Below are 6,060 nucleotides of genomic sequence, written 5' to 3'. Positions count from 1 at the left end.
CCGCCCCCACAGCCGGCCGAGGTTCTCGGCCATGGGAGCGAACTCCTCGCTGATCGGCTGGGTGCCACCGTGCGCACGCAGTGCCCGGAGCTTGACGTCGAAGGTGGCCGTGACATCGACGATCGTGGTGGCCCGCACCGGGCCGTCCATGGTCAGGGAGTTGTAGCTGTCGCAGGTGTAGAGCCGGCGCGGGCAGCCGGTGGCGAGCACCGCCCGCGGCAGGGCCTCGAGCACGGCCGCCGCGACCCGCCGGTGGCGCGGGTGGACGTCGGCCGGCGGATGGGTCACCACTATCTCGGGAGAGAGCTCGACCAACAGCTCCTGGAGCTCGACGGCGAGCCGTTCGGGGTCGAGGACGCGCAGGCACGCGCCGAGAATGCGCGCTCCCGCGGCGGCCTCGGCCATCCGGTCGGCGGTGTTGCGCGGGACGGCGACGGTGACCTCGGCCGCCCGGGCGTGCAGGGCAAGGGTGCCGCCGGCCCACAGCTCCGCGTCGTCGGGATGGGCCATCACCGCGAGCACGCTGCCCGGACGGGCCGTCCCGGCCGTCCCGGCCGGCGTGGCCGTCCCAGCCGCCGGATCGTGGTCATTCATGCCGCTGTCCGTTCACGTCCACCCACGCCCTAACCCATCCCGAAATAGCTTCCATTGATCAGGTCGGGATCGGCGGCGAGAGCCGCCGCGGTGTCGCTGAAGGCTATCCGGCCCCGGTCGAGGATGTACCCGCGGTCCGCCGCGGCGAGGGCGAGCGACACATGCTGCTCGATCAGCAGAATGCCGGTGCCGTGCTCGTCCGCCAGCCGGCGCAGGACGGCCAGCAGGCTGAGCGCGAGATCGGTCGCCAGGCCGGCGGAGAACTCGTCGACCAGCAGCAGCCGCGGCCGGCGGGCGACGGCGCTGGCCAGCGCGAGCTGCTGCCGTTCGCCCCCGGAGAGCTCGCCGCTGCCACGGTCGAGCAGGGGGCGCAGGGTGGGGAAGCTCTCCAGCGTCTTCTCGATCTGGTCACCGGGCCGGCGGCCGACAGCCAGCCGCAGGATCTGGCGGACCGTCAGGCCGCGCAGCGGCGTGCCGCCCTGCGGCACCACCGCCAGGCCGCGGCGGGCGAGCCTGGCCGGGTGCGCCCGCCGCACCGGCTGCCCGAGCACGGTTATCCGGCCGCCCAACGGCGCGATCGTCCCGGTCACCGTGCGGACCAGGGTCGTCTTGCCACCGCCGTTGGGCCCCAGCAGGGCGACGACCTCGCCGGCCCGGACCTCAAGCGAAAGGTCGTGCAGCACGGGAACACCCGCGTACCCGCTGACGACCTTCTCGACGAGAAGTGCCCGCTCCGGCCGGGCCTGCGTGGGCAGCCGTACCGTGCTGGCCGGCGGAGCGCCGAGGTAGATCTCACGGACCTCGGCGCGCTCGCGGATCTCCGCCGGCGGGCCGTGCGCGACCATCCGGCCGCCGCTGAGCACCACGACGTCGTCGCAGGCCTCGAAGACCAGTTTGATGTCATGGTCGACGAGCAGGATCGCGCAGCCACGTTCGGCCAGCCGTCGTATCCGGCCGGTGAGGACGGATCGGGCGGCCGAGTCCAGGCCGGCCGCCGGCTCGTCCACCAGCAGCACCTGGCCACCCGCGGCCAGCGCCCGGCCGAGGCCGACGGCGAGCCGTTCGTCGTGGTTGAGCATGGCCGGCAGTTGCTCCGCGACCGCGCCCAGCTCCAGCGTCCAGGCGGGTTCCGGCCCGGCGACCGCCAGGTTCTCGGCGACGGAGAGATCCTCGAACAGTTCCAGGGACTGGAAGGTGCGGGCCAGGCCCCGGCGGAACCGTTCGTGCGGTGGCAGTGTGTTCAGCACCGTCCCGTCCAGGATGATCCGGCCGGCGCTGGACGGGGTGAATCCCGTGATCGCGTCTATCAGGGTGGTCTTCCCGGCGCCGTTCGGCCCGATGAGGCCGGTCACCCGACCAGCACGCAGCGCGAACGACACGTCGTGGACGACCTCGACCTTCCCGTAGCGGACGCACAGCCCGTCGACGTCCAGACGTATGGTCACCGGGCCACCTCGGCATGTCGGGCCAGCCGCCGGGCCGGCTTCGATTGTCGTGGATCGTAGGCAAGCCCTTCCGGACGCACCACCACCAGGACGACCAGGGCGACACCGCACAGCAACGACTGGTAGCGCGCGAGATGGCCGAAGTTGTCCAGCACCGTGAACACCACACCGCCGGGGGCCAGCAGGCCGCCCAGCATCGCCCCGCGCACGCTCATCACCCCGCCGACCGACGCGATCGCCAGGAAGAACAGGGACGCGAACACCCCGAAGGAGTCGAACGACAGCCTGCCCTGGCCGTAACCGATGAGGCATCCGCCGAGACCGGCGATCCCGGCGGAGACGGCGGACGCGAGCAGCTTGGTCCGGGCGGCGTCGACGCCCATGGCCGATGCCGCCCGCTCGTTGGAGCGGACCGCGAGCATGCGCAGGCCCGACGTGGACCCGCGCAGCCGGGCCACCCCGAAGCCGCACAGCGCGAACACGCCAAGGCAGAGCAGCCCGTACCCCAGCCGTGGGAAGCCCTTCCCGGCCACCCCGAGGTCGAGGCCGAAGAGCTCCGGCGGCGGGACGACCGAGCCGGCAAGCCCACCGGTAATCAACGGGTTCACAAAAACGATCTCCTGGAAGGCGACCCCGGCGGTGAGCGTGACGATGGCCAGATCGACCCCTCGGATCCGCCGCGACAACGCCCCGAGCACCAGGCCCGCGACGGTGGCCGCCGCGGTGGCGAGCAGCGGCGCGAGCGGGAACGGCACGCCCAGACCGCCCTGCAGCCGGGCCAGCAGGAACCCGGCCACCCCGGCCAGCGACATCTGCGCGAGGGAGAGCTGGCCGGCGAACCCGGTCAGCACGACGAAGGACAGGCACACCACGGCGGCAGCCAGGCTGCGTTCCAGGCCCAGCCGGTAGGGGCCGCTGAGAACGAGCAGCGTGAGCGTTCCGGCCGGCACGAGGACGGCGAGATCGCGCAACGGACGTCCGGTCGGCTCCGCGCGCGGCAGCCGCGCGACCGCTGCCACGGCCCTGGCCCGCCCGGGTATGAGCTGGCCGCGGGTGACCGCGACGACGATGAGGACGAGCAACGGGAACAGCGTCCGCAGACCGGGCTGGTTGAGCCATGGGACGTCGTGCTGCAGAGGCAGGAGAACCGACTGGAGCATGCCGAGCAGCAGCGCGCCGACAATGGTGGCGCCGAACGACGACAGCCCACCGAGCAGCGCCGCCGCGAGCGCGGGAACAATGAAAAGAGTGTAGGTGGACGGGCTCAACACGCTGATCGGGGCGACGAGTATCCCGGCGAGCGCGCCGAGTACGGACGCCACGACCCAGCTCACCGCGGCGACCGCCTCCGGGCGGTAACCGAACTGTTCCACCGCCTCGTCGGATTCGGCGACCGCCTTGGTGGCGAGCCCGAACAGCGTCCAGCGGGACACCGCCCACATGATCATGCCAATGCCCGTGACCAGTACCGCGAGCAGCGGACGGTCGACCGGAAGGGCCACTCCGAACGCGGAGAAAGATTTCTGCGGAAGTACGGAATCGATGAACCTGTTGTCCGACCCGAACTGCAGTACCGCCAGCGCCTGGAGGGCGATCATGAGGCCGACCGAGGCGACCAGGGACAGGGCTGGCGGGGCGTGCCGGAGCGGCCTGAATATGAGAAAGTACACAAGCAGGCCGAGGAGCGCGGCCATGGCCAGCGACACGGCCAACGCCAGCGCGAAGGTGGGGCGGTCGGTCAGATGAATACGGGGCGGAAGACCCACGACGGGCAGGACGATGTCCCCCACGTCCCGCAGTTCCGCATACTGGTAGGTGGCGTACATTGCGAACGCGGCGTGCGCGACATTGACCACCCCCGAGGCGCGGTGTATCAGCACCAGCCCAAGCCCCAGCGCCGCATACACCGCGCCCGCGCCCAGACCCAGGATCAGTGCCGCGACATACGTGGACACAGCGCTCTCCAATCGACAGGGCAGCCCGTTGCGGACCAACACGGTGCCTTGTGGGCTAAGGCAGTGTAACTTCTGGCAATATGACGCTGTCCCGCCGTGTCGTCGCAGCAGCCGCAGTCACGTTGGCCGTCCTCGCCGGGTGCACCAGCCAGCGCGGCAGCGGCTCCAACAGCCCAGGTCAGGCCGCAAACCACCTGAACGGGCCACCTGTCAAGATCGGCTTCGTCTCCATGGAGAACACCCCGCTCGGGTCGTTTCCCGAGACACGAATAGCTGCCGAGAGGGCCGTCGCCTACGCCAACGCCGTGCTTGGCGGGGTTCACGGCCGGCCGCTCGAACTCGTCCCCTGTGCAACAAATGGCTCACCGGAGTCGTCCCAGGACTGTGCCAACCGGCTCATAGCCGCGGGCCCCGTGGCCGTGGTCGGCGGGGTGGATCTGAGCACCGAGGCGGCCATGTCGCTCTACCAGCAGGCCGGCATTCCCTATGTCAGCGGATCACCCCAGCTGAGCGGGGAGCTGAGCTCGCCCAACTCCTTCTCGCTGACCGGTGGCACGCTCACGGAACTGCTCGGGATCACCGAGTACCTGACCACCACCAGGCATGTCACAAAGGTTCACGCCCTGTACGCGGACCTGCCCGGGCTGCTGACCGCCGCCATTCAGGGATCCAGGAGCATCCTGCAGAAGAAAGGAGTCTCGGAGATCCAGCTGGTATCGGAGAAAGTGGACACGGCGGACTTCGCCCCGGCGGTCAGCCAGGTCGCGTCCGGGAACCCGGACGCGATCGTCGTTGTTTTCCCGGCCCAGTCGTGTGCCCGTATAGCCCAGGCCGCCGGCAGCCTTCAGGTGAAAGCACCGATATACTTCGTCGGCTCCTGTGCGACGGCCGCGGTGGCACGTGCCGGCGGCCAGGCCACCAGTAACATGAACTTCGCCTCCAGCTATCTTCCGCTCGACTCGACCGGTGATGACAAGGATGCCAAAGCATTCCGTGATAATGTACCGGAAGCATCGCGCTCGCCGTTGTCACAGGCGTCTTTCTCGACCGTTCTCGCGGTACGGTCACTGCTCGCCGAGATCACACAGACGACCTCCGGAGATCTGCGGGACGCGTTCAGGGCGGCCCGGGACCATCCGAACGTGATGGCCCATCCGTTCACCTGTGACGGCACCCTGATAAAGGCGTTCCCGGCGGTCTGCAACACGGCGGTACGCATCCTGCGGTGGTCGGACGGAAGGTTCGTCGACGCCACCGGCACCTGGGTGGACGGCCGCGGGCTCATGTCACTGATCGGATGATCGTCAGGCTCACCGGCCCGCCGGCACCGCCGATCGCTGGCGGCGCCGGCGGGCCGGGCATCCCCGACGCCCGCGCGGCATCCCCGGCGCCCGCGCGGCACCCTCACGCGCACGACGGCCCTGCATCCTGGCATCGAGACGGGCGCCGGGACGGCCAGCCCGCGACCGCCTCGATGCAATCCGTATTGACAACGGTTTCCAGATCGGGGACAGTTCCGCTCGGATGAACCACCCCGAGCGCCCAGGAGGTTCCGTGTCCCTGACCGTCTCCCCCGACCTGCTCGCCCAGGCCGAACGCGGCCACGTCCCGGACGACGCCTTCCTCGCCTGCGTGCGCGACTCGCTGCCGTACGCCTACGAGCTCGTCGAACGGCTCGCGGGCAGGCTGCCCGGCAGCGATCGCGACTTCGCGGACAACCTCGTCCCACCGCCGGACGACGCGGCGCAGGGGCAGCTGCTGCGGGCGATGGCGAGCACCGCCATCCGGGCCGCGCTGGAGAAGCGCTTCGGCGTGGCCCTCGCCTTCCAGAACTGTCACCGCCTGGCCGCGTTCCGGCCGGAGGCGGTCGGTGGGGAGCAGCACCGACGATTCATCTCCAACGAGAGCCAGGTACTCAACCAGCAGCCGGAGTTCGTCAACTGCTGATCGTCAACCGCTGATCCCGCCGCTGGCCAACGGGCCCGGCGTACCGCCGTGCGCGGGCGCGCCACCGGGCCCGGGCAGCGGGCTCGCCTCGCCCGCGGCGCCCCCGGCCGGCCGGGTCC

The 6,060-nt window shown here is 70.6% G+C and carries 5 protein-coding genes; 2 read left to right on the top strand and 3 right to left on the bottom strand.

Annotated features, from left to right (window positions below; genetic code table 11):
• From NBW84_RS21675 to NBW84_RS21665, 3 genes are all read right to left on the bottom strand, one after another.
• Positions 1 to 594 (bottom strand): PIG-L deacetylase family protein (locus tag NBW84_RS21675; protein WP_250286901.1); only part of this gene is annotated, 594 nt, incomplete at its 3' end.
• A 29-nt stretch (positions 595 to 623) separates the two neighbouring features.
• Entirely contained in the window at positions 624 to 2,039 is a 1,416-nt protein-coding gene (locus NBW84_RS21670) for an ATP-binding cassette domain-containing protein (RefSeq protein WP_250286898.1), read from the bottom strand.
• Positions 2,036 to 3,994, bottom strand: coding sequence for a branched-chain amino acid ABC transporter permease (locus tag NBW84_RS21665; protein WP_250286896.1), 1,959 nt, complete (start codon positions 3,992 to 3,994; stop codon positions 2,036 to 2,038). The genes NBW84_RS21670 and NBW84_RS21665 overlap by 4 nt, the downstream gene beginning before the upstream one ends.
• An 80-nt stretch (positions 3,995 to 4,074) precedes the next feature.
• On the opposite strand from NBW84_RS21665, the gene NBW84_RS21660 reads away from it, so the two are divergent.
• Together NBW84_RS21660 and NBW84_RS21655 are read left to right on the top strand one after the other, a co-directional pair.
• Positions 4,075 to 5,295, top strand: a complete 1,221-nt coding sequence (locus tag NBW84_RS21660; protein WP_250286893.1) for an ABC transporter substrate-binding protein — start codon at positions 4,075 to 4,077, stop codon at positions 5,293 to 5,295.
• A gap of 253 nt (positions 5,296 to 5,548) precedes the next feature.
• Positions 5,549 to 5,941, top strand: coding sequence for an SCO5389 family protein (locus tag NBW84_RS21655; RefSeq protein ID WP_250286891.1), 393 nt, complete (start codon positions 5,549 to 5,551; stop codon positions 5,939 to 5,941).
• The last annotated feature ends 119 nt before the right edge of the window (positions 5,942 to 6,060 follow it).

Source organism: Protofrankia sp. CiP1_Cm_nod2 (genome assembly GCF_920664355.1).
GTDB lineage: Bacteria > Actinomycetota > Actinomycetes > Frankiales > Frankiaceae > Protofrankia.
Note: the sequence above shows the minus strand (reverse complement) of the source record. Positions and strands in the feature narration are given on the sequence as shown.

Bases quoted from the DNA above. Each gene is read 5' to 3' on its own strand.
- NBW84_RS21660 (WP_250286893.1), top strand. From the start codon at position 4,075: ATGACGCTGTCCCGCCGTGTCGTCGCAGCAGCCGCAGTCACGTTGGCC.